A 26,852-nucleotide genomic window follows, 5' to 3' on the forward strand; every position below is an offset into this window, starting at 1 on the left:
CCCAAATGTCGGTGCTAGTGCACAATATGCTTGGTAAAWTWACGTACTTTCTGAGGGTAAATTTWAAACGAGGAACMGAAAAAAGACTTAGAAAGCAGACGATGAAAAAAATTCCAACAAGCAGGAGATAAAATTGCTGGTTTTGCCGAAAGAGTAAAAGATAGCGTTAAATATTTACTTGTTCAAGGAACCTTTTTTGAAGAAATGGGCTACACATATTTAGGACCGGTGAACGGGCATGATTATCAAGATTTAATTACAAACCTTGAATTTGCCAAAAAAGTAAAAGGTCCAACGCTTATTCATGTTGTCACAACGAAAGGAAAGGGATACGCGCCTGCTGAAACGGATAAACGTGGAACTTGGCACGGAACAGGACCTTATAAAATGGAAACAGGTGCGTTTATTAAGCCTGTTACGACCGCGCCTGCTTGGAGTGAAGTAATAAGCGACCGCATTTCAGAGCTTGCAAGAATGGATGATCGGATTGTGGCGATTACACCGGCAATGCCTGTTGGATCTAAACTTGAGAAGTTTGCTAAAGAATTTCCAGATCGTTTTTTTGATGTAGGAATCGCAGAACAGCATGCGGTCACACTCTCGGCTGGTATTGCAGCGGAAGGGTTAAAACCATTTTTGGCGATTTACTCTACGTTTTTACAACGGGGTTATGATCAGGTTGTCCATGATGTATGCCGACAAAATTTAAATGTAATGATTGGAATTGACCGCGCTGGTCTTGTTGGCGGGGATGGTGAGACTCATCAGGGCATTTTTGATATTAGTTTTTTAAGAAGCATTCCAAATATTGTCATCGCTATGCCAAAAGATGAATCTGAGGCACGAGAGCTTATTCAAACAGCCTATGAGTTTGAAGGCCCCTTCGCCCTTCGCTATCCGCGTGGAAATGCTCTTGGGGTGGATGTTAGTGGGCCAGTAGAAGCACTCCCGATTGGAAAATTTGAGGTGCTCATGGAACCGATTGATGGCGCGATATTGACATTTGGAACAACTATCCCAATGGCTCTTCAGGCGGCTATGCATCTTCGTAAACAAGGGTTACGTGTAGGGGTTATCAATGCGAGATTTATTAAGCCGCTTGATGAAACGCTGTTGCACGAACTATTTGCTAAGAAAGTTCCTATTTTAACAGTAGAAGAGGCTCTTTTAGCTGGTGGATTTGGTTCGGCGGTTCTTGAATTTGCTGAAGAACATGGTTATACGGATAGTGTTACGGGACGTCTTGGTTTACCGGATGAATTTATTAGCCACGGGTCAGTGGAAGTGATATTAGAGGAATACGGTTTATCCGTTTCAGGAATTGAAATGAAAATGAAAGAGATGCTTACCCATTTTGGAAAGTTAAAGGCGAATTTATTATGAGTATAAAAAAAGAACGCGCAGACGTTTTATTAGTCGAACAAGGTCTTTTTGAAACGCGTGAGAAGGCTAAACGGGCGATTATGGCGGGCATTGTTTTTCGTACAGATACGCGAATTGATAAGCCGGGCGAAAAAATTCCGCTTGATAGCGCGCTTCGGGTAAAAGGGAAGACACTACCGTATGTGAGTCGAGGTGGGCTAAAACTTGAAAAAGCCCTTCAAGTTTTTGATTTTGATGTGACAGATAAATTGATGCTTGATATTGGTTCTTCTACAGGCGGCTTTACGGATTGTGCCCTTCAAAACGGGGCTAGGCATTCGTATGCGCTTGATGTCGGCTATAACCAATTAGCTTGGAAACTCCGTAACGATCCGCGTGTAACAGTTATGGAGCGAACCAATTTCCGTCATGCGACACCGGCAGATTTTACGCAAGGCTTAGCGGACTTTGCTACAATTGATGTCTCCTTTATTTCTTTAAAACTCATTTTACCTGTTTTAAGAACAGTTCTCGTTACGCACGGGGATGTGATGACACTAATTAAACCGCAATTTGAAGCAGGAAAAGAAAATGTTGGGAAAAAAGGAATTGTACGTGACCCGAAAATTCATTTAGATGTCTTGCACGATATTTTAGGTGAGGCAACGTCACTTGGTTATAATGTTTTAGGGCTTGATTTTTCCCCTATTACAGGGGGAGAAGGAAATATTGAATTTATTGCCCATTTAAAATGGACTGGAGATTTAGAGGAACAAGGAAAAATAGTAATGGCTGATAATGCTATTGAACAAATTGTGGAACTTGCACATGCAAGGCTAGATTGAAAAAATGCCGTACTAGGTTTAGTATGGCATTTTTTTATTTGTTTTGTTAAATTAACAGTAAAAATGTTAATTTTATACGTGTTTTATCAAAAATATAAATCATCATGAATAATTAAAAATTAGCCATTTAGAAAAAAGTTTGCGTTAAATCCGTGACTTTATGCGATTTTTTCGTTAATATGGAGATATAAAAAATAACGCGAGGTGAGAAATAGTGAATAAAGGTCATCGACATATCATTATCCGTGAACTTGTAACGTCCAATGAAATTGATACACAAGAAGAATTAGTAGAACTTTTGCAAAAGCGTGATGTGAAAGTGACGCAAGCAACAATTTCAAGAGATATTAAAGAGCTACATTTAGTAAAAGTCCCAACTCAAAATGGAACGTATAAGTATAGTTTACCTGCTGATAATAAATTTAATCCGCAGCAAAAATTAAAACGCGCACTGGTAGACTGTTTTATTAGTGTTGATACGGTTCAATTTATTCTACTTTTAAAAGTTATGCCAGGAAATGGAAATGCAATCGGCGCACTTCTCGATAATTTAAATTGGGTTGAAAAAGCCGGAACGCTTTGTGGTGATGATACCTGCCTCATTATTTGTCGCTCGGAAGCGGATGCAAAAATAGTGTCAGAACGTTTAATTGAAATGCTATAAAAAGGAGGACGTGGAAGGGTGCTACAAGAATTAACGATTAAAAATTTGGCAATCATTGAATCCCTTTCTTTATCGTTTGAAGAAGGGATGACGGTTTTAACGGGTGAGACGGGTGCCGGGAAATCGATTATTATTGATGCACTAGGCTTGCTTGTTGGCGGCCGCGGTTCAAGTCACTTCATTCGTCACGGGGAAGACAAATTGTCTTTAGAAGGACTTTTCATCCTTGCAGATGACAATGTGGTTGCCCGCAAAACGCTTATCGATAACGGAATTGATGCAACAGATAATATGGTTGTTTTAGAACGAACCGTGTTTAAAAGCGGAAAAAATATTTGTCGCATCAATGGCAAGCTCGCGACAACTGTGCTTCTAAGGGATGTTGGCTCTAAATTAATTGATATTCACAGTCAGCATGAACATCAAGAACTCATGCACGACGAGTTTCACCTCACCTTACTAGATCGCTACAGCGGCGAGGCATTTCAAAAACCGTTACAAGCTTATGAGAAAACTTTTGCTTTATATAAAAAGGCCCAAAAAGAATTTCGCGACTTTACAAAAGGAGAACAAGAACTCGCCCAGCGTTTAGATATGCTTCAATTTCAAAACCAGGAAATTGAAGCAGCCCACTTACAAGTGGGGGAAGAAGAAACGCTCCTTGCTGAAAAAAATATTTTAGCCAATTTCGAGAAGTTAAATGACAATTTAAATCTCGCTTATAATGCACTTCAGGCAGAATCAGGCGGGCTTTCTGCAACTAGTGAGGCAATGCGCCAAATTGAGGCAGCTAAAAATGTCTCGCATGATTTTGACACCTTACACGAAACCATTGCATCAAGCTATTATCAACTAGAAGATGCGGCGATGCAAATTAGGCAAGCGCTTGACCAAATAGAATTCCAACCCGAGCAATTGAATCAAATTGAGAACCGGCTTGCGGAAATGAATCAATTGAAACGCAAATACGGGAAAAAAGTGGAGGATATTATGGCCTACCACGTTGAAATTCAAGATGAGATTCAAAAACTCGCGAATAGCGAAGCTCATGTTGGTGAGCTTTCTAAAAATGTAGAAAAACTAGCGCATCAAGTCGCCGAAGAGGCCTCGCGTTTGACTGCCCTAAGAAAAAAAGCGGCTAAACAATTGGAGGCGCAAATTAAAACTGAACTTGGACAATTGTATATGGAAAAAGCCATATTTGAAGTCCACTTTTCAGCCAAAGAAGAGTTTTCAGAAACCGGGGGCGATGAGGTCGTTTTTTATATGTCTACAAACCCTGGAGAGCCAGCAAAGCCGATGACAAAAATTGCATCTGGTGGCGAATTATCACGGATGATGTTGGCGCTAAAAACCATTTTTTCGAAGCATCAAGGAATTACGTCTATTATTTTTGATGAAGTGGACACGGGTGTTAGCGGTCGCGTAGCGCAAGCGATTGCGGAGAAAATTTATGCGGTTTCGGTTGGTTCACAAGTTCTTTGTATTACGCATTTACCTCAAGTGGCTGCGATGGCGGATCATCATTATTATATTACGAAACAAGTTGAAAATGAGCGTACAAGTACAAATGTGAAGATTCTTAAAGAGGATGAAAAAAGCCTCGAAATAAGTCGAATGATTGCTGGAACAGAGGTAACGGAACTGGCGAAACAACACGCGGAGGAGATGCTATCTCAAGCGAGTAAAGCGAAGTCAGCGAAGTAAAAGAACAAAATTGCTTGCATACGATGAAGTTTTTGTTTAAAATGTAAAGGTAAGTTTTATTACCTGGTCATAAAAACAACTACTAAATTCGAATGCGGCTTTTTTGCGTAAGAATAGGAGGGGGTTGTTTTGATGGAAAGGCACACTTTTTTTAAGAAAAAATCGGACAAACTACTTACGTATGCGATTGCGGGGGGCAATGATCCCGTTATGCGAGATACTGTAAAACTTGCTTTAGAACAAAAGTTAGGGCGATTTTTAGTTTTTGGCTCTGGTGATTTGGATTATGCGCTTCCGGATGTGGAAGTGTTTCAAACACAAAGTGATGAGGAGTCGGTTTTAGAGGCTGTTAGGGCGATTCGGCTAGGTCAAGCGGATGTGTTAGTAAAAGGTTTTGTGCCCACTGCTACGATTTTGCATGCTGTTTTAGCCAAAGAAAATGAACTACGGACGGGGAAACTGCTCTCGCAAGTGGCACTTTTTGAGATGCCGAGCTATCCTAAACCGCTCATTGTGACAGACTGTGCAATGAATATTGCGCCGAACCTGGAAGAAAAGACACAAATTACGCGAAACGCGATTGAAGCAGCGCGAGCGATTGGGATTGAAAAGCCTAATGTAGTATTTTTAAGTGCAGTTGAAAAAGTAACGGATAAAATGCTTTCTACTGTTCATGCTAAGCAATTAATGGATTTTATGGCAGAAACTTATCCAGACCTAAATGCGGCTGGGCCGCTTGCGCTTGATGCGGCGATTTCAAAAGAAGCAGCTCGCCATAAGGGGATTACAAATCCTGCTGCTGGACAGGCCGATATTTTAGTTGTTCCAAATATCGAGACAGGTAATGTGCTATATAAAGCACTCGTTTATTTTGGCTCAGCGAAAGTAGGGAGTTGTATCGTTGGTGGTGCAAAAGTCCCGATTGTGATTTCTTCCCGAAGTGATACGAAAGAAAACAAATTGAGGTCCTTTTTGTTAACTGGCAGAATGGTCTGAATATGATATAAAAATCGGAATAAAGCGTTTTCTTTGTTTTTGATGCAAAGGATTTTAGGATTGTGAAGCTCGCATGTTACAATAGTGCTGAAATAACTGATAACATATAACAAATTTCACAAATTTAACTCAGTCAAAGCGAATGTGCTGATATAGCGCTAGAAGGGGGCAAAAATGAGCTTTACGGTACTTGCAATTAATCCAGGGTCCACATCTACAAAAGTGGCCATTTATGACGGAGAGGTCTTACGTTTTGAGGAAGAAATTAGACATTCCCATGATGAACTAAGAGAATTTCAAACCATTTTAGATCAGCTTCCATTTCGAAAAGAAGTTATCATTCGAACACTCCGCAGCAAAGAATTTCAGTTGAGCGAACTTGATGCGATTGTTGGCCGCGGTGGTCTACTTCGACCACTAAAAGGTGGCACATATAAAGTAACGGAAAAAATGAAGGCGGATTTACGAATGGGTGTTTCTGGACAACATGCCTCAAATTTAGGCGGTTTAATTGCGGCTGAATTAGGTGAGGGATATGAGATTCCTATTTATATTGTGGACCCAGTTGTGGTAGATGAATTAGAATCGGTTGCGAGAATTTCTGGTCATAAAAATTATGAGAAAATGAGTATTTTTCACGCATTAAATCATAAAGCGACAGCTCGTAAAGTTGCTCGCGAGCTTAATAAGACGTATGAAACGAGTCGTTTTATTATCGCCCATCTAGGCGGTGGGATTTCGGTTGCGGCTCATATGAATGGTTTAGCAATTGATGTAAATAATGCGCTCGGGGGAGAAGGTCCATTTAGCCCTGAACGCGCTGGGACTTTACCGCTCAGTGCCTTTTTAGACGCGTGTTTTGACCAAAAGCATTCAAAAGATGAGTTAAATAAACAGTTAATCGGTGAAGGTGGTGTCGTCTCGTATTTAGGTACGACAGACATGCGCGAAGTGGAGCAAATGATTGCCTCGGGCGATGAATATGCGGCGCTCATTTTTGATGCGATGGCTCTCCAAGTGAGTAAGGAGATTGCGAGTCTTTCGGTGCATTTTGGAGGTAATCTTGATGCGATTATTTTAACAGGCGGGCTTGCAAGAAGTGCCTCTTTTGTTTCAAAAGTGAGTGAGCGGACGAATTTTATTTCGAAAGTCATCGTCTCACCTGGAGAAGACGAAATGAAAGCACTGAATGAAGGCGCACAGCGGATTTTAGTAGGAGAAGAGTCCGCGCGAGAATACTAAAAGGAGGAAATAAAATGGCAAAAGAATATGATGTAGTCGTTTTAGGGGGCGGAACAGGCGGTTATGTAGCGGCCATTAGTGCAGCGAAAAATGGCTTGTCGGTAGCAGTTGTTGAAAAAGACAAATTAGGCGGAACTTGTTTACATAGAGGATGTATTCCGAGTAAAGCGCTATTACGTTCTGCTGAAGTATTTCAAACGGTTAAAAAGGCGGAAGAATTTGGTGTTACTGTAGAGGGTGGTGCTTCATTAAATTTTCTAAAAGCACAGGAACGCAAAGCTAAAATTGTAGAACAGTTGACAAACGGGATTCATCAGCTTTTTAAACAAGGCAAAATTGATTTATACGAAGGAAAAGGGACTATTTTAGGACCATCCATTTTTTCACCAACAGCAGGAACGGTTTCTGTTGAGTTTAATGATGGCTCTGAAAATGAAATGCTTATTCCTAAAAATCTTATTATTGCAACTGGATCAAGACCACGTTCACTGAAAGGTCTTCCGTTAGATGAAAAAGATGTCTTTTCCTCTGATGGCGCTTTGCAAATGGAAGATTTACCCAAATCCATTTTAATTGTTGGTGGAGGCGTTATTGGTATGGAATGGGCTTCAATGCTCCATGATTTTGGTGTTGAAGTCACCGTTTTAGAATACGCTGACCGCATTATCCCAACAGAAGATAAAGAGATTTCGAAAGAGTTAACTAGACTCTTTAAAAAAGAAAAAAAATTAAAATGATTACGAGTGCAGAAGTTCAGGCAGATACTTTAGTTAAAAAAGATGGCACTGTATCAATTGATGCCGTTGTAAAAGGCGAGAAACAAACGTTTACCGCTGAAAAAATGCTTGTATCTGTTGGGCGCTCGGCTAATGTTGAAAATATCGGTTTAGAAAATACAGATATTGTCGTTGAAAAAGGTTTTATTCAAGTAAATGATGTTTATCAAACTAAAGAAAGTCATATGTTTGCGATTGGGGATTGTATTCCTACATTACAACTCGCGCATGTTGCGATGCACGAAGGAACAATTGCAGCGAATTTTATCGCAGGCAAGCATGTGGAAAAATTAAACTATGATTTAGTTCCTCGCTGTATTTATACGTCTCCAGAGATTGCAAGTGTTGGAATTAGCGAAGATATTGCAAAAGAAAGAGGACATTCAATCAAAAAAGGGAAGTTCTTCTTCAGGGGCATTGGAAAGGCTCTCGTTTTCGGTGAATCAGATGGATTTATTAAAATCTGTTCGGATAAAGAAAGTGAAGATCTTCTTGGCGTGTCAATGATTGGCCCGCATGTAACAGATATGATTAGCGAGGCTGCACTTGCGCAAGTCTTAGATGCAACAGCATTTGAAATTGGGGAAACGATTCACCCGCACCCAACTTTATCAGAAGCATTTGCAGAGGCGGCGCTTGCGGTTGATGGGAATCAAATTCACGGTTAATAAAACCTTGGTTTAAATTAGGAGGAAAGATAATGGCTTTAAAAGAATCTGGATTATCTGGCGAAAAATTATTAGAAATGTTTCGTACAACATTATTAGCCCGTCGCTTAGACGAGAGAATGTGGCTTTTAAATCGCTCTGGGAAAATTCCATTTACGATTTCAGGACAAGGACAAGAAATTGCGCAAATTGGCGCTGCATACGCGTTTGATCTAGAAAAAGATTACTGCTTACCATATTATCGTGACTTAGCAGTGGTCTTAGCATTTGGTATGAGTGCACAAGATATTATGCTTTCTGCTTTGCAAAAGCAGAAGACCCCAATTCAGGTGGAAGACAGATGCCTGCCCATTTTGGTCATAAAGCACATCGTATTGTAACGCAAAGTTCGCCTGTTACAACACAGTTTCCGCATGCTGCTGGAATTGCACTAGCTGCTAGAATGGCTGGAGATAATATTGTGGCCTATGCATCTACTGGGGAAGGCTCTTCTAACCAAGGAGATTTCCACGAAGGAATTAACTTTGCAAGTGTGCATAAATTGCCAGTGGTCTATGTTATTCATAATAATAAATACGCAATCAGTGTGCCGGCAGAGAAGCAGTATGCGGCGAAACAACTGTCCGATCGTGCCGTAGGATATGGTATTCCAGGTGAACGCGTTAATGGAAATAATATCATTGAAGTTTATTCCGCATTTAAACGCGCAGTTGATCGTGCAAGAAGCGGGGAAGGTCCTTCTCTTATTGAAACAGTTTCTTATCGTTTTACGCCACACTCCTCCGATGATGATGACCGCGCCTATCGTTCGAAAGAAGAAGTAGATGATGCAAAAGCAAACGATCCACTTCTTATTTTCCAAAATGAGTTATTAGAAGAGGGCATTTTAACAGAAGAAATCTTGCAGAATCTTGAAAAAGAAATTTCAAAAGAAGTCAATGAAGCAACTGAATATGCTGAAAATGCACCATACCCAGAACCAGAATCAGCGCTTTTATATGTGTATGAAGAGAATGCGGGGGAGGAATAAAAATGCCAGTCATTTCATATATTGATGCCATTAAGATGGCGCTTCGCGAAGAAATGGAACGCGATGAAAAAGTATTTATTTTAGGAGAAGATGTTGGAAAAAAAGGCGGCGTTTTTAAAGCAACAGCTGGTTTATATGACCAGTTTGGCGAATCACGCGTGATTGATACGCCGCTTGCAGAATCAGCTATCGCAGGTGTTGGAATTGGTGCAGCCATGTATGGTTATCGTCCAGTAGCTGAAATGCAATTTGCTGATTTCATTATGCCCGCAGTCAATCAAATTATCTCCGAAGCGGCCAGAATTCGCTATCGCTCAAACAATGATTGGAGCGTACCGATGGTCATTCGTGCTCCGTTTGGCGGCGGAGTCCACGGAGCCTTATACCACTCCCAATCCGTTGAAAAAGTATTTTTCGGACAGCCAGGGCTTAAAATCGTTATTCCATCGAATCCATATGATGCAAAAGGCTTGTTAAAAGCAGCCATTCGAGATAACGACCCTGTACTTTTCTTTGAACATAAAAGAGCTTATCGCCTGCTTAAAGGGGAAGTTCCAGAAACTGACTACACCGTTCCAATTGGAAAAGCCAATGTTGTGCGCGAAGGGGACGACATTACAATCATTACTTACGGGTTAGCCGTTGAATTCGCCCAACAAGCCGCAGAACGCCTAGCTAGCGATGGTTATGAGGCGCATATTTTAGATTTAAGAACGATTTATCCGCTAGATAAAGAAGCTATTATTGAAGCGGCAAGAAAAACTGGAAAAGTACTTTTAATTACAGAAGATAATTTAGAAGGTAGCATTATTGGTGAAGTTGCGGCTATTATTTCAGAGCATTGTCTATTTGATTTAGATGCCCCAATTGCAAGACTTGCTGGTCCGGATACACCGGCAATGCCTTTTTCGCCAACAATGGAAAAATATTTTATGATTAATCCGGATAAGATTTTAGACAAGATGCGGGAACTAGCGGAATTTTAAAAAGGAGTGAAGAATTGTGGCTGTTATGGAAATTACAATGCCGAAACTCGGTGAAAGTGTAACGGAAGGAACGATTAGTTCGTGGCTTGTTGAACCGGGACAAAAAGTTGAAAAATATGATGCGTTAGCTGAAGTGTTAACGGACAAAGTAACGGCAGAAATTCCATCTTCCTATAGTGGAGTCATTAAAGAAATTATCGCCAAAGAAGATGAGACGCTTGAAGTGGGTGCCATTATTTGCACGATTGAAACAGAAGGTGGCGCAAGTGAAGAAGTTGAAACACCTAAACAAGAAGCTCAAGCGGAACCTGAAAAACCGGAACAAAACGGCGGTAGCTTAAAAGAAGCGAAAGCAAGTGCTCCTTCTGGTGCGCGCTTTTCCCCAGCTGTGCTACGTCTAGCTTCTGAACATCAAATTGACCTAGCGGAGCTTACTGGAAGCGGAGCGGGTGGTCGGATTACGCGGAAAGATGTGCTTCAATTTGTGGAAAACGGCGGGACAAAAACAAAAGAAAAAGCACCTGCTAAAGAAATAACGTCAGAAAAACCCGTTCAAGAGGTTAAAAAAGAATATCCACGTGCATCAAACGGTGATCGCGAAATTCCAGTTAATGGTGTACGAAAGGCTATTGCAAAACATATGGTGGAAAGCAAGCATGAAATTCCTCATGCCTGGATGATGGTAGTGGCTGATGCGACAAACCTTGTCCGTTACCGGGATAGTATTAAAGAATCGTTTAAAAAAGAAGAAGGTTTTGGGATTACCTATTTTGCATTCTTTATTAAAGCCGTTGCGCGAGCTCTAAAAGAATATCCGGCATTAAATAGTACATGGGCTGGGGATAAAATTATTGAGCATAAAGACATTAATATTTCTATCGCAATTGCTGCGAATGATTTACTCTATGTCCCAGTCATAAAAAATGCTGATGAAAAATCGATTAAAGGAATTGCGCGTGAAATTAGTGAACTTGCGGCTAAGGCACGTGCCAATAAACTAACCAATGATGATATGACAGGTGGAACTTTTACTGTAAATAGTACAGGCTCGTTCGGTTCTGTTCAATCTATGGGGATTATTAATCATCCTCAAGCAGCCATTTTACAAGTGGAGGCGATTGTGAAACGTCCAGTTATTGTAGAGGATATGATTGCAGTACGTGATATGGTGAATTTATGTTTATCAATTGACCACAGAATCCTAGACGGCTTATTAGCAGGGCGCTTTTTACAAGCAATCAAAAAATATGTGGAAGAAATCACAAAAGATAATACGCCGCTTTATTAACGTTTAACTTTGTGAATTTAGGGGTACTGTATCTATACATCTAGATCCATACCCCTAAACTCCCTAGATGTTTTTGGGTAGTACTCTTAGCAGTGCTGCTCTTTTTTTTGCAATAAAAAAACCGGAAATTTCCGGTTTTCTAATGGGCTTTGTCTGAAATTAAAGAAACATTAGTACCCCAGCTAGCACACTGGAAAGTACAATGGCAATTAGCATTAAGATGACTACAAAGCGAACAAATTTCTTGTTTGACATGTAGCAAAGGCTCCTCTCGAAACGTAGTTACTTTATTCTACCAAGATAGTAGTAACTGTTCAAGAGGAATTATGTTATTCTATATAAAAAAGAAGGAAAGAAGGGCAAAAAAATGGCCGTATCCCATTTTTTTGAAAATCTCATACAAATTTATTCGCCTTCTTATCAGGAAGCCGAAATTTTGGATTATATCGAAAAAGAATTAAAAAAAAGAAATGTTGAACTACTTGTGCGGTCAAGCGGGGGAATAATTGCGCGATTAAAAGCCACAGATGATCATTTTCCTGCGATTTTCTTTAATGCCCATGTTGATACGGCTTCAAACGGGAAAAAGCCAAAATTAAAAGAGGAAGACGGGGTGTATTCAAGTGAAACTGGTTTTCTTGGGGCTGATGATAAAGCGGGCGCTGCTTGCATGCTGGAGTTAATCGACACGCTTCAAGCAAATCCTAGCGCGAAGCACGGGACACTTGAGTTCATTTTTTCGACCCAAGAAGAGGTAGGGATGCTTGGGGCTAAAATGCTTGATTTGAGTGTGCTTACGGCACGTTTTGGTTATTCCCTTGACGCACCAGGAGAAGTCGGCACTTTTCAACTTTTTGGCGAGACACATCTTGTGCTCGATTTTACCATTATTCAAGATTTTAAAAAATCACGTATATCCGCGATAAATGTCGCAAGGTCAGTCATCCATAAATTAAAACAAGTCCATTTTCCGCAATCGATGACGCATGAGGTGAAAGAATTTAAAGGGACAACTGATAGTTTGGGTAGCGAGACAGTTTTTATTCAAATGGAATTTGCTGGTTTTATGCCACTAGAAGAAATAATGCCGTATCTTGAAGAAGTCAAACAAGTTTTTTTTGAATCTGGCATTAAGTATGATGTGGAAATTTTAGGGGAATCCCATGTTACCTATCCCGGTTTTTCCATTACAGAGCGAAATCATAGTGTCGTGTTACTTAAACAGGCCTTGCGTCGTTTAAAATGGCCCGTACGAGAAGTTCAATATTCTGGTGGATCAGATGCGAGTGTTTTCAATGAACGTGGTTTGACTACGGTTTTATTATCTGTGGGCTATCAAAATCCGCATTCGGAGGAAGAACAAATTTCTAAAAGTTCACTTGAAACGTTAGTGGAACTGATTTTGGCCATTGCTTTATCCGGAGAAAATCTCGAGGAAGCGATTTCCTTTTCAAAAAATGTTTAAAATGTTAGGAATGTCTGAAAACATTCATTTGATGTGGTTCTTAATATTTGGTATAGTAGAGTGGTTGAAAGAAAATGTAAGACAGAACTTCTGCCTTAAAAATACAAGGAAGGGAAGAATTTTCATATGGCAAAACAAGAAATTGGCGTTATTGGAATGGGTGTAATGGGGCGTAACCTTGCTCTAAATATTGAGAGTCGCGGGCATACTGTGTCGATTTTCAACCGTTCTACTGAAAAAACAAAAGCGGTTATGGAAGCGAATCCGGATAAAAAACTAGTTCCAACTTATAGTTTAGAGGAGTTTGTGGAGTCACTTGAAGTACCGCGCCGTATTTTGATTATGGTTCAAGCAGGTAATGCGACGGACATGATGATAGAAGCGGTTAAACCTTTCCTAACAGAAGGCGATATTCTAATTGATGGCGGAAACGCATTCTTTGAAGATACAATTCGTCGTAATAAAATGCTTAGTGAAGAAGGATTCAACTTTATCGGAACAGGAGTTTCAGGCGGAGAAGAAGGCGCTCTTAAAGGCCCGTCTATTATGCCTGGTGGTCAAAGAAAAGCTTACGATTTAGTTGCGCCGATTTTACGTGAAATTGCTGCAGTTGCAGACGGAGAGCCATGTGTGACGTATATTGGCCCAGATGGTGCTGGACACTATGTCAAAATGGTGCATAACGGTATTGAATACGGGGATATGCAACTTATCGCAGAAGCTTATACCATCTTAAAAGATATCGTTGGATTAAGCCACGATGAATTAGCTGACGTGTTTGCAGAGTGGAATGAGGGTGAACTCGATAGCTACTTAATTGAAATAACCAAAAATATATTAAAAGTACGTGACGAAGAAACTGGTAAGCCAATCGTTGACGTGATTCTAGATAAAGCTGGTCAAAAAGGAACGGGTAAATGGACGAGCCAAAGCGCGCTTGATTTAGGTGTACCGCTTTCGCTTATTACAGAATCTGTTTTCGCCCGCTATATTTCAGCACTGAAGGATGAACGTAAGCATGCAAGCACTATTTTAAACGGCCCTTCTAATTATCGCTACGAAGGGGATAAAAAAGCGTTTGTGGAAGCTGTTCGCCGTGCGTTATATTTCAGTAAAATCGCTTCTTATGCCCAAGGATTTGCTCAAATGAAAGCGGCAAGCGATGAGTATGATTGGGATCTTCAATACGGGGAAATCGCAAAAATCTTCCGTGCGGGCTGTATTATTCGTGCTCGTTTCTTGCAAAAAATTACGGATGCCTATAATAACGATAAGCATTTAAGTAATCTTTTATTAGACCCATACTTTAAAGATATTGCACATAATTATCAAGGTGCGCTTCGTGAAGTGGTTTCTGAAGCAGTAAAAGCGGGTATCCCGGTACCAACCTTTACAGCGGCAATTAGCTATTACGATAGCTATAGATCAGAAGTCCTTCCAGCGAATTTAATTCAAGCACAACGCGATTATTTCGGTGCGCATACGTATGAACGTGTAGACAAACCTGGTGTTTTCCATACAGAATGGCCAGAAGTAGACGAATAAAAAGATAATACTAAAACACATTTCTTAACGGAAATGTGTTTTTTTATGTTGTTTTTCTTAAAATTGGCTAAGAATTTGTCAAAAATTTTTTCATAGAGATGATTATTAGTTGTTTTATCTTTAAAGTTCGTTACAATAGTAATAGGTATGATGTTTGAAACCGAAAGAGAGGTTTTCTATATGAGTAGAATTTTAATCGTTGAGGATTGAAAAAAATTTAGCGCGTTTTGTGGAGCTTGAACTTCAACATGAAAATTATGAGACAACTGTTGCGAACGACGGAAGAGCAGGTTTAGAGCTTGCTTTAGAAGAAGATTGGGATGCGATTTTGCTTGATCTTATGTTACCGCATTTAAACGGGGTAGAAGTGTGTCGCCGTGTTCGTCAAGTGAAACAAACACCTATTATTATGATCACAGCACGCGATTCGGTTATTGACCGCGTTTCAGGGCTGGATCACGGAGCAGATGATTATATCGTAAAACCTTTTGCAATTGAAGAGTTATTAGCCAGACTCCGTTCACTTTTACGCCGAGTTGAGAATGCGGAACAATCTTTAAAACAAACCACCTTAGAATATCGCGACTTGGTGGTGGAAAAAGAAAGTCGTATTGTTCGTCGCGGGGAAGAAGTGATTGACTTAACCAAACGTGAATATGAGCTTCTCCTTACATTAATGGAAAATATTAATATCGTTTTAACACGAGAAGTGCTTTTAAATAAAGTATGGGGATATGAGACTGAAGTTGAAACGAACGTGGTGGATGTATATGTCCGTTATTTGCGGAATAAAATTGACCATCCTGATGAGGAGAGTTACATTCAAACCGTTCGCGGAACAGGCTATGTGATGCGTACATGACAACGAGTAATTTTTCATTAAAAAGCCGTTCTTTAAAATTTAAATGGACCTTCGGGGCAAGTGCTGCTATATTTCTTACTTTCTTTCTTTTTTCTTATGCGATTTATCAAGGCATTGGCCAAATGCTTTTAAATGAAGAAGAGCAAAAAGTAGATTCGCTATTAGCAGAAACAACAGCCAATGAAGTTTTAAAAAGTGGTAATTTGGATAATGCGAATTTATTAAAAGAAGTTTTTGATAAAAGTCCTAGTATTAGTCGTAAGATTCAAGACCAAGTTATTGCCATTTATAATGAAGAAGGCGTACAACTAGATAAATATTACTTGACTTCGAGTGAGCAGACGGCGAATAATGATTTTTCTAAGTATTTTAGGCCATCTAATGAGCGAATAACGAGTAAACCAACTATAAATGGGGATAAAATGCTTATTTCTCAAGGTCCAATTACATCGATTTCAGATAATTCGACGGTTATTGGGTATGTTCAGATTATTAATCCCCTAACAAGTTATAATAAAATTATGGGTAAATTACTTGTCACAATGTTCATTCTAGGCGCAGTTGCTCTATTTATTAGTGGCATGCTTGGCTACTTGCTCGCTCAAAACTTTTTAAGCCCGTTAACAAAGCTTGCAAAAGGAATGAATGATGTTCGTAACAATGGCTTCCAAAAGCGAATTGAAACAACATCCAAATCGCGTGATGAAATTAGTGAACTTACCGTTATCTTTAATGATATGATGACGCGAATCGAAACAAGCTTTGAACAACAAAAGCAATTTGTCGAAGATGCCTCACATGAACTTAGAACGCCTGTTCAAATTATGGAAGGGCACTTAAAACTGTTAAATCGTTGGGGAAAAAGTGATCCAGAAGTTTTAGATGAATCGCTTAATGCTTCCTTGACTGAATTAGAAAGAATGAAGCGTCTTGTTCAAGAAATGCTCGATCTTTCAAGAGCAGAGCAAGTCTCACAAACGAAAGAACTTCAAATTGTGAGTGTCAATGATGTTGTAGAGCAAGTCAAACGTAATTTTGAAGTTATGTATGAAGATTTTACTTTTACATTAGATGAAAAAGATGATAATCTCCATGCTATGATTCAGCACAACCATTTAGAACAGCTACTTATTATTATCATGGACAATGCTGTGAAATATTCGGATGGTGCAAAAGAAGTTAATATGATGGTCTTTAAAGAGAAAGATAAAATAAATATTTCGATTCGTGATCATGGTGTAGGCATTTCTGCGGATGAAATTGATAAGGTATTCAATCGTTTCTATCGCGTAGATAAAGCGCGTAGCCGTGAAAAAGGCGGAAATGGTTTAGGTCTTGCAATAGCGAAACAACTCGTACAAGGCTATTTAGGAACCATTCATGCGGAAAGTGAAGAAGATAAGGGAACTAAAATTACTATCACCTTACCAGCGATTGATAAGGAAGAGAAAAAATAAAAAAAAGCCGTCTCTATCACGAGACGGCATAGACTGTAGACAAGCTATTAAACGCTTTGTTTGCAGTCTTTTTTTATTACTGTTGTTTTTTCTGTTCTTCAACAATTTTTTCAAATTCACGTTCTTCTTTAGCCATTTCTTTTACTTCTGGATGTTTATTCATATAAAGTTTTTTCGTCAGTAAAGTTTGACCAGCTAAGAAAATACCACCGACTGCCCAGTAAAGTGCAAGAGCGGAAGGCGCTGAGAATGAGATAAATAAAATCATTGCAGGTGACAATAATCCCATAATACGCATTTGTTTTTTCTGTTCAGGTGTATAACCAATCATAGAAATAAAATATTGACCTAAATAGACAAGTCCAGCAATAATAGCAAGTATCGTATCTGGAGAGCCTAAGTTAAACCATAAAAACGTATGATTGGCAATCTCTTCTGAACCACGAATGGCATAATAGAAAGCCATTAAAACAGGCATTTGTATAAGTAGAGGCAAGCAACCCATTTGCATAGGATTAATGTCATACTTTTTATACACAACCATCATTTCTTGTTGAATTTTAGTTTGCTCTTCTTTTGTTGTAGCACGCTTTAATCGCGCTTGGATATCATCAATTTCAGGTTTAGCAACGGCCATTTTTGACTGCATAGACATTTGTGCTTTAGCAGTACGTAAATTAAGTGGCATAATAATGGCACGAATAATAAGCGTCGTAATAATAATTGAAATACCATAATTATCATTGAAAAAGGATGCTACATATTGGATAAACCAAATAAGTGGTCCAATTAAATACGTATAGAAAAAGCCATCTTGATTTTGCGATGGATCCATACTACATCCCGATAGGACAAGTAAAGCTACCGCAAGCATACTAACAAGAATTAATTTTTTATTTTTCACTGTTCTTTTTTCCTCCTAAAAGTTCACTTTCACGTTGTCAAAAAACAAAGAACAATGATTTTCTTCATCATCTGATTGGCTGTTCTTAAGAGTCGCAACAATCCAATTAACGACAAAACTAATATGTTCATTCACAGTTTCTTTGTGGGAATCTGTCGTTAAGTGAGAAATATAAACGGCTTCCGCGCGCGATAACATTTTAGGTTTAAACAGTGTAATGACTGGCCAAAAACGAAATAGCGCAAGCATGAGCAAAAATGTAACAGTAAGAGATACATATTCAGGCTCGGAAAACATTTGTGCAAGAATAGTCATGACGCGCATCAGCTCCTTTCTCGATTCATTCCTTAACTATAATTCAAATAGTACGGGAATTCAAGCCCCATTTAGTAGATGATATCAAAAGTTTTCCCTTCAGGAACAGGCGCGCCTTTATAAATAAAAACTTCTTGAATACGTGCAGCAGGGGAAGGCCCTTTTTTGATTGCTTCAATAAATTTTTCTAACTGGTCACTTTCCGCACGCGCTGCAATTTCAACGGAACCATCATCTAAATTTTTAACCGTGCCACTAACGTCCAGTTTATATGCAAGATGCTTTGTTGTATAACGGAAACCAACACCTTGAACAAAACCAGTAACACGAAGTAATGCTGTTTCAACTGCCATTTCAAATCCACACCTTTCCTCATTTCTTCTCTTACAGTGTAGCCTTTTTTACCCGGAGTTTCAAAAATTTACTTTCCTTTTAACTATGCTATAATTTAAGTATTCTATATTGTGGGAGATGTTTGAGATGACAGAGTGGAAAGTATTCGAAACAACCGGTGAATACGAACCATGGTGGTTTTTTGAAGATTGGGAGGAAAACATTGTTTCTACCCATACGTACAAAGAAAAAGAAGCTGCCTTTAAAAAAATACGGGGAGCTAGCACAGCAGCTTAATGAAAACTATCCGAACCATGCCTTAAAAAAGAGCGTGCTTTTTGCTGCTTGGAATGAAGATGAAATAGCTTACTGTGAAGACTGTGAGGATGATATCCAAACCTTTCACGGATTAATTTTAATGAAACAAGAGCAAGTCTATAAACCAACTTTAGAAGAAAAAGCAATATGGTTTAAAGAAGTTGCCCCGTTTGATGTTAAATTTTCAAATGAAGAGAGTAGGGAAGAGATTGGATAAAAAAGAAGCGCTTCTTCGGGAACGCAGAAAAGATGAGCATGTAACACTTGCGTTAAAAAACTATACAGAAACCGAAGATGCTTTTTCTGATTTACAAATTTTAGGTTCGTCACTTCCGCGCTTTGATGTGGATGCGATATCACTTGAAACTCAATTTGCGAATCATCATTTTGATTTTCCGTTTTATATCAATGCGATGACGGGTGGAAGTCAGCATACTAAAAAAATTAACCAAGATTTAGCTGAAATAGCAAGAGAAGTGGGCATTGCAATGGCAGTCGGTTCTCAGTCCGCAGCAATTTCCAACTCGGATTTAATTTCTACCTATCAAATTGTAAGAAAAACCCATCCAAAGGGCATTTTATTTGCTAATGTAAGCCCGGAAATTTCTATTCTGGACGCTAAACGCGCGATTGATATGCTGGAGGCGAATATTTTGCAAATCCACATTAATCCGGCACAGGAACTTGTGATGAAAGAAGGCGATCGCCATTTTTCACATTGGATGGAGACGATAAAAGCATATACGGAACAAATTGACATTCCCATTGTTGTAAAAGAAGTAGGCTTCGGTATGCGTTTTGAAACGGTCAAGCTTCTTCAAGATTTAGGTGTTAAAACAGTGGATCTTGGCGGGCGAGGTGGTACAAATTTCGCTAAGATTGAAAATGACCGTCGCAGAGATAATGGCTTTGCTTTTTTAGAAAAATGGGGGTTGAAAACGGCTGAATCACTACTCGACATGCACCGCTCTCCGTTTAAAAACATGGAATTTATCGCATCTGGCGGCATTAGAAACCCTCTTGATATGATGAAAAGTTATATTTTAGGTGCGAAAAGTGTTGGAGTTGCTGGTCTGGTGTTACATTCGCTTCGAAATGAAGGAAAAAATGTTACTATAGAAAAATTAAATATATATAAAGAAAATTTAAAAGCCCTTTTTGTTTTAACAGATACTTTGCGACTAGAGGACGCGCCTAATGTGCCACTTGTTGTGAAAGGGGAACTTCAAGATTTTTGTTTGGCCAGAAATATTGATTTTAAACAATTAGCAAAATAAAAAGAAGATGACGGGGATTCGTCATCTTCTTTTTTTAGCGAATAGTTTCCGTTAATGTCTCGCCAATCGCGGCAAGGCGTGCTTCAAGATCTTCTTTTGATAAATGATTTTGTTTGACATACAAGTTTTCTGGATGTACGCGACAAGCGTGTGAACAGCTGTGCATATATTTTTCATCATTTTCCACAGAAGCTAAAATTTGCTTGTTGCAATACGGATTAGCGCAATTTATATATCGTTCACACGGCGTTCCGTCAAAATGATCGCGCCCAACGATACGATGCTCTACTTGGTTAATCGGGACTGAAATACGTTCATCAAAAACATACATCATTCCGTCCCATAAATCACCTTTTGTATTTTCATTTTTTCCATAAGTAGCGATTCCACCATGAAGTTGAGAAACGTCATCAAATCCTGCAGTTTTTAACCAACCAGAGAATTTTTCACAACGAATGCCGCCGGTACAATAAGTGACGATTTTTTTACCATCCAGTTGCTCGCGGTTTTCTTCTACCCATTCAGGCAAATCACGAAAAGCTTTAATATCAGGGCGAACAGCTCCGCGGAAATGACCTAAATCAAATTCATAATCATTTCTAGCATCTAGAATAACTGTATCTGGGTCCTTTAAGGCCTCGCGAAATTCTTCTGGTTCCATATAATTACCCGTAACTTCGAGTGGATTTACATCGGTATCTAAATGAAGGGAAACAATTTCCGTTCGAGGACGCACATGCATTTTTTTAAAGGCATGTTTGTCGGTTTCATCGATTTTAAAAACCATATCATGGAAGCGCAAATCAGCATGCATGTGTTCCACATATAACGCGGTTGCTTCAGTTGTACCTGAAACAGTCCCATTTATGCCTTCTTTCGCTACTAAAATTCTTCCTTTTAATCCAATCTCATTACAAAAAGCGAGGTGCTCTTTTGCGAATAATTCTGGATCATCAATTGTCGTGTATTTGTAGTATAACAACACTTGATAGTTACTCATTTTTATCACCCTTATAATTTAATTTATTATGTGAATTGTTATGCATAATCATGCTTTTCTCCACAAGTTGCGCATATTATATATTACTATAAGTAGGGAGTTTTGAGCAAGTCACAAATTACTTCACTAGATGAAGTTTCTATACAATCTAAAAGTGGCTATGCTATACTAAAAAAAGATAAATGCGGAAAATGTTATAGTCAGGAAGTGATGAAATTGCAAGTTAATGCGGACATCTTGGAAGAACAAGCCCTAAGGGAAGTTAAAATCCGAAGGCGTAGAAAAATGAAATGGATTTTTTATAAAATTCTTTTGATTACAATAGGCGCTATTTTAATGGGTGTTGGTCTTGAACTATTCCTCGTAAATAATCAAATCTTAGACGGTGGTGTTGTGGGTATCTCCATTATTATTTCGCAACTTACACCTCTTCCACTTGGTATTTTAACTTTTGTATTAAACATTCCTTTTTTTATAATCGGTTATAGACAAATTGGTAAGGTTTTTGCACTATTTACACTATACGGTATTGCAGTTATGTCTATTGTGACTCTGCTTTTGCATGATTTAGATCCTGTAACAGATGACTTGCTCCTAGCGACTGTATTTGGGGGTGTGACCCTAGGTTTGGGTGTTGGACTTGTTATTCGAAACGGAGGAGCGCTTGACGGTACGGAAATTGTGTCCATTATTATTAATGGTAAGACGCCATTTTCAACGGGGCAGATTATTATGGTTATTAATATTATCATTTTTTCGATAGCCGGATTTGCGTTTAATTGGGACCGGGCGATGTATTCGCTTATTACATATTTTTTAGCGTATAAAGTCATTGATATTGTGATTCAAGGGATGGATGAATCAAAAAGTGCCTTTATTATTAGTCGTTACCATGAAGAAATCGGACTTGAAATTATGGAACAAATTGGGAAAAGTGTGACTTATTTAGACTCGACTGGTGGATATTCAGGTGATGCGAATAAGGTGATTTTTGTTATTATTTCACGTTTTGAAGAAGTTAAATTAAAAGCTATTTTAGATGATATTGATCCGGATGCTTTCTTGGCGGTCGGGGGGAGCATGTCGGAGGTTCGGGGTGGTCAAATGAGAACGAAACGAACACCTCATTTATAATTGTAAAGTTATCTTTTGACCTTTTTTGACCAAAAGTGTACAATAAATATGTAATTTTGAAAAAGAGAGGACGTGCAGAATATGGCGGAAGAGAAAAAACAAGACGTAAATAGTTTATTGACTCAAAAAATGATTGAGAATCGTACCATTTTAATTTATGGTGAAATTAACCAAGATTTAGCCAAAGAGGTTTCGAGTCAGTTACTTCTTTTAGAATCTTTAAGTGATGAGCCAATTACGATTTTTATTAATAGTCAGGGTGGCCACGTGGAAGCTGGGGACACTATTCATGATATGATTCGTTTTGTAAAACCGGACGTTCGCGTTGTTGGAACAGGTTGGGTAGCAAGTGCTGGTATTACGATTTACTTAGCTAGTAAAAAAGAAAATCGCTTCAGCTTACCAAATACGCGCTATATGATTCACCAACCTCTAGGCGGCGTCCAAGGTCAAAGTAGTGAAATTGAAATTGAAGCGCGTGAAATTATTCGGATGCGCGAACGAATTAATCGCCTTATTAGTGAAGCGACAGGGCAACCATTTGAAAAAATTGCGAAAGATACAGACCGCAATTTCTGGTTATCTGCAGATAGTGCTATCGAATATGGTATTGTTAATAAAATTATTGAAACTGGTTCTGAACTTTAAGTTTTGTAAACCGCAGCTTTTTTCGAAGTTGCGGTTTTTTGCGTACATCTGTTTGGGAAATAGGACTTTGGAATGAGTCGAGGTTTTATGAAATATGGTATAATAAAACAGGATTTTCTCGGTATTGGGCGAGAAATAGAAATGTGAAAAATAAGGTGGGAGAAAATTGGCGACTCAAAAGAAAAAAACAACAACGCGAAAACGAACAAATGCGCGTTCTAAAAAGAAGAAAAACCCTATTTTTCGTTATGAAATCATCGGTTTAATTTTTATTGCATTAGGACTTATTGGTATTTTCCATTTAGGGTTTATTGGCGAGTTTATCTATGCGCTTGGCGAATTCGTGATTGGTTCACTAAGTTACGGCTTACTCATTAGTTTTATTATATTGGGTGGCTATTTAATGATTAAACGAGTCAAACCTAAGTTTTTTTCAAAACGTTTAATCGGTATTTATATGATTTTTGTTGGATTAGCCATGATGTTACATATGACGTTTATTATTCAAACGTTGCCTGCTGACCGTTCATTTTTAGAATATTCGTTTCAAGTTGCTATCACAAATGTTATTCATCCTGCAGATATCGCCTCTGTTGGAGGTGGCGTAATCGGTGCGGTGACATCTTTTATCACTTATTTTTTGTTGTCCAAAATTGGTACAAATACGATTGCACTTATTTTGGTATTTGTTGGTTTATGTTTTGCTTCAGGAATTCCACTTTCCGCTGTTATGGATAAAATAAAACGAGCTTTTGCTTTTATCAAGCGAAAATTCGGTACATGGCTAGAAAAGAATAGAGAAAAGCGCGCGTTACGTGAAGAAAAACGTTTGTCAGAAGAAAAAGAAGTGACTGAGGAAATAACGCCTACTATAAATAGTCAAAAGGATGAGAAAGAGGAGAAACTGCCTCCTATTATTTCAAACTTTAGTCAAAATCAGGTGCCTGAACCAGTTGAAGAAACGGCAGAGGTTGAGGAAGAAACGAAAAATGTTCAACCTGAATTACAATTTGAACAAGAATCTTTTGAGAATGAAATTTATCAGTTGCCAACTGTGAATCTACTCACGGAGGCGAAACCAACAGATCAGTCTGCGGAGTATAATCAAATTAAAGCCAACGCTAAAAAATTAGAAGAAACTTTTGAAAGCTTTGGTGTAAAAGCCAAAATTACACAAGTTCATTTAGGGCCAGCTGTAACGAAATATGAGGTTCAACCTGCTGTTGGTGTTAAAGTGAGTCGAATTGTCTCTTTAGGGGATGATATTGCTCTCGCCCTTGCTGCAAAAGATATTCGTATTGAGGCACCGATTCCTGGTAAATCTGCTATTGGAATTGAAGTAGCTAATCAAAATGTGGCGGTTGTAACTCTTCGTGAGGTGCTTGAGAATAATAACCAAAATAAACCAGAAGATAAATTGCAAATTGCCCTCGGTCGGGATATTTCTGGGGAAGCAATGTTGGCGCATTTGAATAAGATGCCGCATTTGCTTGTTGCTGGCTCAACTGGTAGTGGGAAATCAGTTTGTATAAACGGCATCATTACTAGTATTTTACTTCGAGCGAAACCACATGAAGTTAAAATGATGATGATTGATCCTAAAATGGTGGAATTAAACGTCTATAATGGTATTCCACATCTACTTGCTCCAGTCGTAACAAATCCAAAAAAGGCGGCTCAAGCTCTGCAAAAAGTAGTTGCTGAAATGGAACGTCGATATGATTTATTTTCTCATACAGGAACGCGAAATATGGAAGGCTATAACGAATATGTTCGCCGCCATAATGAGGAAAAAGAAGAGAAACAGGCTGAATTGCCATTTATTGTAGTGATTGTGGATGAACTTGCTGATCTTATGATGGTAGCTTCAAATGATGTAGAAGATGCTATTACAAGGCTCGCTCAAATGGCTCGTGCTGCAGGAATTCATTTAATTATTGCCACCCAACGTCCTTCTGTCGATGTTATAACGGGTGTCATTAAAGCGAATATCCCGTCACGTATTGCTTTTGCAGTTTCAAGTGCAACCGATTCTAGAACTATTTTAGACATGGGGGGGGCTGAGAAACTACTTGGGCGCGGCGATATGCTGTTTTTACCTGTAGGGTCTAGTAAGCCAACACGTGTTCAAGGAGCCTTTTTATCTGATAACGAAGTGGAAAAAGTGGTTAATTTTGTTATTTCTCAGCAAAAAGCTCAGTATAATGAAGATATGATTCCGGACGATGTACCAGAAGTTTCAGAAGAGAGTGAAGATGAATTATATCATGATGCTGTGCAACTTGTTGTGGAAATGCAAACAGCTTCGGTCTCCATGTTGCAGCGGAAATTTAGAATAGGTTATAACCGTGCGGCACGTTTAGTAGATGAAATGGAACAAAGAGGTGTGGTTGGGCCTCATGAGGGGAGCAAGCCTCGTCGTGTAAATATTGAACAACTTGATCCAGAAGAATAAAAAAGTCCATAGAAAAACCAGTACATGATGTTCTGGTTTTTTTCTTTATATATATGTAAACGCTTACTGTTGATGCATTCTAGAATAAAATTAAATTTTCGGAATATATTTGTATTTAAAAAAACTGCTTTTCATTGTTTATTTCTAGAACGGAACATGGTATATTAAAAGCAGTTAGAGTATACGTTTACAATGGAAACCCGTTTTATAACAAAAAGGGAACGTACATAAGTTTTAATGAGACGAATGTTCGGAGTAAACCGTTAAATCTAGCTGACATTTTATCTCTTGGGAGGGGTTTGCAGGTGAAAAAGCGTACATTTGCTTTGGCACTAACAACAGTTTTAGTTTCCGCGGTTTTATTGGGAGCTTGTGGTTCAAATGATTCTGATAGTAAAGGTGGAGGTAGCAAAAAAAGTGATAAAGATTTCACTGTTGCCATGGTTACCGATACTGGCGGTGTAGATGATCGTTCGTTTAACCAATCAGCTTGGGAAGGCTTGAAGGAGTTTGGTAAAGAAAACGATATGGAAAAAGGCACTGATGGCTATAACTATTTACAATCTGCATCAGAAGCTGACTACAAAACAAATTTAAACACAGCTGTTCGTTCAAACTATGATTTAATTTTTGGTATAGGCTACAAATTAAAAGAAGCGATTGAAACAGTTTCTAAACAAAACCCAGATAACCATTTTGCTATCGTTGATGATACAATTGATGATCGCGATAATGTTGTTAGCATTGGCTTTAAAGATAATGATGGTTCGTTCTTAGTTGGTGTTGTAGCAGGTCTTACAACGAAAACTGATAAAGTTGGCTTTGTGGGTGGCGTAAAAGGTGCCGTTATCGACCGTTTTGAAGCAGGCTTTACTGAAGGTGTAAAAGCTGTTAATCCTGATGCCAAAATCGATGTTCAATACGCGAATGATTTTGCGAAAGCGGATAAAGGACAACAAATCGCTTCTACAATGTATTCAAGTGGCGTAGATATTATTTTCCACGCAGCTGGTGGTACAGGTAACGGAGTATTTGCAGAAGCTAAAAACTTGAAGAAAAAAGATCCAAGTCGTGCCGTTTGGGTTATCGGTGTTGACCGTGACCAGTGGGACGAAGGTAAAGTAAAAGCAAATGATGGTAAAGAGTATAATGTAACTTTAACTTCTGAAATTAAGCGCGTTGATATTGCTGTAAAAGATTTATCTACTCGTGCAAAAGCTGGAGATTTCCCAGGTGGAGAAAAGATTGAATACGGTCTTGATAAAGACGCGGTAGGCCTATCTCCTCACCAAGATAACATCTCACCTGATGTACTTAAAAAAGTGGATGAATATAAACAAAAAATAATTAATGGCGAAATTAAAGTTCCAGAAAAACCTTGATGAAATAAAAAAACGGTAGGGCCGATTTATCGGCCTACCGTTTAACCTTTTAATGAAACCGCTTTCTAATAACTGGTAAACCCTTTTACTAAACAACTAAAAAGATTTTTATGTTTTTTATAAATTATGATTGCAATGCGTGGCAATTAGAAATAAAATAAGGTGATGCCTTTTTTATAGCTTACATTGATTA

Annotated in this window: 20 protein-coding genes and 5 pseudogenes; 20 read left to right on the top strand and 5 right to left on the bottom strand. The window is 38.7% G+C overall.

The window, feature by feature from the left end; genetic code table 11:
• The 10 genes and pseudogenes from dxs to LFLEISCH_RS09410 form a co-directional block, all read left to right on the top strand.
• Positions 1–1,383, top strand: a pseudogene (gene dxs, locus LFLEISCH_RS09365) (1-deoxy-D-xylulose-5-phosphate synthase); the annotation flags it as partial.
• Positions 1,380–2,207 (top strand): TlyA family RNA methyltransferase, encoded by an 828-nt coding sequence (locus tag LFLEISCH_RS09370; protein WP_007475815.1) that lies wholly within the window; start codon positions 1,380–1,382, stop codon positions 2,205–2,207. The pseudogene dxs and the gene LFLEISCH_RS09370, both read left to right, overlap by 4 nt.
• Positions 2,208–2,421: 214 nt before the next feature.
• Positions 2,422–2,871: a transcriptional regulator AhrC/ArgR gene (gene ahrC, locus LFLEISCH_RS09375; RefSeq protein ID WP_007475817.1), complete on the top strand. Its 450-nt coding sequence runs from the start codon at positions 2,422–2,424 to the stop codon at positions 2,869–2,871.
• Positions 2,872–2,889: 18 nt separating this feature from the next.
• Positions 2,890–4,578 (top strand): DNA repair protein RecN, encoded by a 1,689-nt coding sequence (gene recN / locus LFLEISCH_RS09380; RefSeq protein ID WP_007475819.1) that lies wholly within the window; start codon positions 2,890–2,892, stop codon positions 4,576–4,578.
• 132 nt (positions 4,579–4,710) lie between these two features.
• Entirely contained in the window at positions 4,711–5,574 is an 864-nt protein-coding gene (locus LFLEISCH_RS09385) for a phosphate acyltransferase (protein WP_007475820.1), read from the top strand.
• Between the two features lie 174 nt (positions 5,575–5,748).
• Positions 5,749–6,816 (top strand): butyrate kinase, encoded by a 1,068-nt coding sequence (gene buk, locus LFLEISCH_RS09390; protein ID WP_007475821.1) that lies wholly within the window; start codon positions 5,749–5,751, stop codon positions 6,814–6,816.
• 14 nt (positions 6,817–6,830) lie between these two features.
• Positions 6,831–8,260, top strand: a pseudogene (lpdA, locus tag LFLEISCH_RS09395) (dihydrolipoyl dehydrogenase).
• Between the two features lie 32 nt (positions 8,261–8,292).
• Positions 8,293–9,290, top strand: a pseudogene (locus tag LFLEISCH_RS09400) (thiamine pyrophosphate-dependent dehydrogenase E1 component subunit alpha).
• Between the two features lie 2 nt (positions 9,291–9,292).
• A complete protein-coding gene (locus LFLEISCH_RS09405) occupies positions 9,293–10,276 on the top strand; it encodes an alpha-ketoacid dehydrogenase subunit beta (protein WP_007475824.1) in 984 nt (327 codons plus the stop codon).
• Between the two features lie 16 nt (positions 10,277–10,292).
• Entirely contained in the window at positions 10,293–11,564 is a 1,272-nt protein-coding gene (locus tag LFLEISCH_RS09410; protein WP_007475825.1) for a dihydrolipoamide acetyltransferase family protein, read from the top strand.
• A gap of 159 nt (positions 11,565–11,723) precedes the next feature.
• Here LFLEISCH_RS09410 and prli42 read toward each other — a convergent pair whose 3' ends face one another.
• Entirely contained in the window at positions 11,724–11,819 is a 96-nt protein-coding gene (gene prli42, locus LFLEISCH_RS15015) for a stressosome-associated protein Prli42 (protein WP_007475827.1), read from the bottom strand.
• A 112-nt stretch (positions 11,820–11,931) separates the two neighbouring features.
• Here prli42 and LFLEISCH_RS09415 point away from each other — a divergent pair, with 112 nt between their 5' ends.
• From LFLEISCH_RS09415 to LFLEISCH_RS09430, 4 genes and pseudogenes are all read left to right on the top strand, one after another.
• Positions 11,932–13,029: a M20/M25/M40 family metallo-hydrolase gene (locus tag LFLEISCH_RS09415; protein ID WP_007475829.1), complete on the top strand. Its 1,098-nt coding sequence runs from the start codon at positions 11,932–11,934 to the stop codon at positions 13,027–13,029.
• 126 nt (positions 13,030–13,155) lie between these two features.
• Positions 13,156–14,574, top strand: a complete 1,419-nt coding sequence (gene gndA / locus LFLEISCH_RS09420) for an NADP-dependent phosphogluconate dehydrogenase (protein ID WP_007475831.1) — start codon at positions 13,156–13,158, stop codon at positions 14,572–14,574.
• Between the two features lie 180 nt (positions 14,575–14,754).
• Positions 14,755–15,436: pseudogene (locus LFLEISCH_RS09425) on the top strand (response regulator transcription factor).
• The gene (locus LFLEISCH_RS09430) at positions 15,433–16,893 is read left to right on the top strand and encodes a HAMP domain-containing sensor histidine kinase (RefSeq protein WP_007475833.1); all 1,461 of its coding nucleotides are present in this window, start codon (positions 15,433–15,435) and stop codon (positions 16,891–16,893) included. Before LFLEISCH_RS09425 ends, LFLEISCH_RS09430 begins: the two are co-directional and overlap by 4 nt.
• A 76-nt stretch (positions 16,894–16,969) precedes the next feature.
• On the opposite strand, the gene yidC is transcribed toward LFLEISCH_RS09430, so the two are convergent.
• The 3 genes from yidC to LFLEISCH_RS09445 form a co-directional block, all read right to left on the bottom strand.
• Positions 16,970–17,797 (bottom strand): membrane protein insertase YidC, encoded by an 828-nt coding sequence (gene yidC, locus LFLEISCH_RS09435; protein WP_007475834.1) that lies wholly within the window; start codon positions 17,795–17,797, stop codon positions 16,970–16,972.
• 15 nt (positions 17,798–17,812) lie between these two features.
• Positions 17,813–18,112, bottom strand: a complete 300-nt coding sequence (locus LFLEISCH_RS09440; RefSeq protein WP_007475835.1) for a hypothetical protein — start codon at positions 18,110–18,112, stop codon at positions 17,813–17,815.
• Between the two features lie 71 nt (positions 18,113–18,183).
• A complete protein-coding gene (locus LFLEISCH_RS09445; protein ID WP_007475836.1) occupies positions 18,184–18,465 on the bottom strand; it encodes an acylphosphatase in 282 nt (93 codons plus the stop codon).
• Positions 18,466–18,592: 127 nt separating this feature from the next.
• Here LFLEISCH_RS09445 and LFLEISCH_RS09450 point away from each other — a divergent pair.
• Positions 18,593–18,980: pseudogene (locus LFLEISCH_RS09450) on the top strand (DUF1033 family protein).
• Positions 18,973–20,040, top strand: coding sequence for a type 2 isopentenyl-diphosphate Delta-isomerase (gene fni, locus LFLEISCH_RS09455; protein ID WP_007475839.1), 1,068 nt, complete (start codon positions 18,973–18,975; stop codon positions 20,038–20,040). Before LFLEISCH_RS09450 ends, fni begins: the two are co-directional and overlap by 8 nt.
• A gap of 34 nt (positions 20,041–20,074) precedes the next feature.
• Here the strand turns inward: fni and trhO are convergent, their stop codons facing one another.
• Positions 20,075–21,040: an oxygen-dependent tRNA uridine(34) hydroxylase TrhO gene (trhO, locus tag LFLEISCH_RS09460; protein ID WP_007475840.1), complete on the bottom strand. Its 966-nt coding sequence runs from the start codon at positions 21,038–21,040 to the stop codon at positions 20,075–20,077.
• Positions 21,041–21,247: 207 nt separating this feature from the next.
• Here trhO and LFLEISCH_RS09465 point away from each other — a divergent pair, with 207 nt between their 5' ends.
• The 4 genes from LFLEISCH_RS09465 to LFLEISCH_RS09480 all read left to right on the top strand — a co-directional run bounded on the left by LFLEISCH_RS09465 (position 21,248) and on the right by LFLEISCH_RS09480 (position 26,659).
• Entirely contained in the window at positions 21,248–22,174 is a 927-nt protein-coding gene (locus LFLEISCH_RS09465) for a YitT family protein (RefSeq protein WP_112153782.1), read from the top strand.
• Positions 22,175–22,255: 81 nt separating this feature from the next.
• Positions 22,256–22,822, top strand: a complete 567-nt coding sequence (locus LFLEISCH_RS09470) for an ATP-dependent Clp protease proteolytic subunit (protein WP_007475842.1) — start codon at positions 22,256–22,258, stop codon at positions 22,820–22,822.
• 166 nt (positions 22,823–22,988) lie between these two features.
• Positions 22,989–25,277: a DNA translocase FtsK gene (locus tag LFLEISCH_RS09475; RefSeq protein WP_007475844.1), complete on the top strand. Its 2,289-nt coding sequence runs from the start codon at positions 22,989–22,991 to the stop codon at positions 25,275–25,277.
• A 305-nt stretch (positions 25,278–25,582) separates the two neighbouring features.
• Complete coding sequence (locus LFLEISCH_RS09480) at positions 25,583–26,659, top strand: BMP family lipoprotein (RefSeq protein WP_007475845.1); 1,077 nt, start codon at positions 25,583–25,585, stop codon at positions 26,657–26,659.
• Positions 26,660–26,852: the final 193 nt, after the last annotated feature.

Origin of the sequence: Listeria fleischmannii subsp. fleischmannii LU2006-1 (assembly GCF_000344175.1) — a bacterium.
In the GTDB taxonomy this organism is placed as follows: domain Bacteria; phylum Bacillota; class Bacilli; order Lactobacillales; family Listeriaceae; genus Listeria; species Listeria fleischmannii.

What these genes read in the sequence shown, in the direction of transcription:
- LFLEISCH_RS09445 (WP_007475836.1), bottom strand. Translation starts at nt 18,465, where the DNA reads ATGGCAGTTGAAACAGCATTACTTCGTGTTACTGGTTTTGTTCAAGGT.
- LFLEISCH_RS09405 (WP_007475824.1), top strand. Translation starts at nt 9,293, where the DNA reads ATGCCAGTCATTTCATATATTGATGCCATTAAGATGGCGCTTCGCGAA.
- LFLEISCH_RS09370 (WP_007475815.1), top strand. Translation starts at nt 1,380, where the DNA reads ATGAGTATAAAAAAAGAACGCGCAGACGTTTTATTAGTCGAACAAGGT.
- LFLEISCH_RS09440 (WP_007475835.1), bottom strand. Translation starts at nt 18,112, where the DNA reads ATGACTATTCTTGCACAAATGTTTTCCGAGCCTGAATATGTATCTCTT.
- LFLEISCH_RS09415 (WP_007475829.1), top strand. Translation starts at nt 11,932, where the DNA reads ATGGCCGTATCCCATTTTTTTGAAAATCTCATACAAATTTATTCGCCT.
- trhO (WP_007475840.1), bottom strand. Translation starts at nt 21,040, where the DNA reads ATGAGTAACTATCAAGTGTTGTTATACTACAAATACACGACAATTGAT.
- gndA (WP_007475831.1), top strand. Translation starts at nt 13,156, where the DNA reads ATGGCAAAACAAGAAATTGGCGTTATTGGAATGGGTGTAATGGGGCGT.
- LFLEISCH_RS09385 (WP_007475820.1), top strand. Translation starts at nt 4,711, where the DNA reads ATGGAAAGGCACACTTTTTTTAAGAAAAAATCGGACAAACTACTTACG.
- prli42 (WP_007475827.1), bottom strand. Translation starts at nt 11,819, where the DNA reads ATGTCAAACAAGAAATTTGTTCGCTTTGTAGTCATCTTAATGCTAATT.
- buk (WP_007475821.1), top strand. Translation starts at nt 5,749, where the DNA reads ATGAGCTTTACGGTACTTGCAATTAATCCAGGGTCCACATCTACAAAA.
- LFLEISCH_RS09470 (WP_007475842.1), top strand. Translation starts at nt 22,256, where the DNA reads ATGGCGGAAGAGAAAAAACAAGACGTAAATAGTTTATTGACTCAAAAA.
- LFLEISCH_RS09430 (WP_007475833.1), top strand. Translation starts at nt 15,433, where the DNA reads ATGACAACGAGTAATTTTTCATTAAAAAGCCGTTCTTTAAAATTTAAA.